The sequence below is a fragment of the Streptomyces sp. LS1784 genome (assembly GCF_020103755.1).
Lineage (GTDB): Bacteria > Actinomycetota > Actinomycetes > Streptomycetales > Streptomycetaceae > Kitasatospora.
Window position 1 is genome coordinate 1 of record NZ_JAHSQD010001041.1, and the last position, 1,444, is coordinate 1,444.

Sequence of the window (1,444 nt, forward strand, 5' to 3'; positions counted from 1 at the left end):
GGCGCTCGCCTGGGCGGCCTCGGTCAGCGCGCGGGCGACCTCCTCCCCGGTGCCGCCGGCCTGGACGTCGCGCAACCCGTGCAGCGCCCGCCCGGCCTCGGCGGCCAGCCGCTCCTCGGCCAGGACCACCGCCCGCCTGCGGGTCACCATCGGGCGCAGCAGCCGCGCGAACAGCAGCCCGGCGGCCAGCAGCGGCAGCACGACCAGCGGCAGTACGGCAGGTGCGAGCAGCGCCAGCCCGATCAGGGCGGCGACCAGCGTGACCCCCACCCCGCGCAGCGTGCGGAGCAGGGTGGCGGTCAACTGCCGTGCGGACTCCACCTGCTCGGTGAGCCTGGCGACCTCGGCCGGATCGGCCGACGGCCGGGCGAGCGCACTGCGGACCACCCGCTCGACCAGGGCGTCCCGCAGGGGCTCCACCACCCCCGCCAGGTACGGGAACCCGGCCCGCGTCGCGTACGCCCGGACGGCCATGGCCGCGCCGAACCCGCCCAACCAGGCCACCCCGACCCCGGGCCGCCCGATCAGGAAGCCCTGGTCGACAGCGGCCGAGACGAACAGCCCGGACACCAACGGCGGTAGCGCCTCCACCCCGGACCACAGGAGCATCCGCACCAACGGCCGCCGCGTGACCGCCAACTGCCGCAACAGCAACTCCCACCCGGGCGAAACGCCGAACGCGAGAAGTCGGCCGGGCCGACTTCCCGCGCGGGCGTGTAGGCGCGGCCCCGGCGCCGGACCGCGTGCGCGGTGGTGCCGGTGTGGGGCTGGTGGCGTGAGAGGTCGATGCCGTCGACTTTTCGCGCGGCCGGGTGGGGTGAGGGGGTTGCGTGGTGGCGTGGACTGCACGGTGGCCTGTCTCTCGGCTGTGGGCGGGCTCGGGCGTTGCGCGAGAAGTCGGGCCCGTCGACTTCCTGTGCGGGCTCGCTGTGCGTGGGGCTCGTCTCTCGGCCGCGGCGCGAGAAGTCGGGCCGGTCGGCTTTCTGTGGGGGCCGTCACCCGGCGGCCGTCGCCTGGAGGGCCGTGTCCGCGAGGGTGGCGCGGTAGTCGGGGTGGGCGAGCAGGGTGTCGTGCGGGGCGAGGGCGCGGAGGAGGCCGGCGTCCAGCCAGGCGACCAGGTCGGCGCGGGCGGCGATGGTGGCGCGGTGGGCGATCACCAGGCGGGTGCGGCCGTGGGTGGCGTGGTCGAGGGCTTCGGTGACCTGGTACTCGGTGGCGAGGTCCAGGCCCGAGGTGGCGTCGTCCAGGACGACCACCCGGGTGGGCCGGGCCAGCAGCCGGGCGAGCCCGAGGCGCTGCAACTCGCCTCCGGAGAGACGGAGTTCGTCCAGCGGGGTGTCCCAGCCGTGTGGCAGCCGGCGCAGGAAGCCGTCCGCGCGGGCCGCCGCCGCCTCGGCCGGGCCGGCGCCCGCCAGCGCCTCGCGGACCGTACGGCCGACCAGTT

Annotated in this window: 1 protein-coding gene and 1 pseudogene; both read right to left on the reverse strand. The window is 76.7% G+C overall.

Annotation, left to right across the window (positions count from 1 at the left end):
• Window positions 1–618: pseudogene (locus KS423_RS45440) on the reverse strand (ABC transporter ATP-binding protein); the annotation flags it as partial.
• A gap of 377 nt (window positions 619–995) precedes the next feature.
• Window positions 996–1,444: ATP-binding cassette domain-containing protein (locus KS423_RS45445; RefSeq protein ID WP_374120192.1), on the reverse strand; the 449-nt coding region annotated here is incomplete at its 5' end.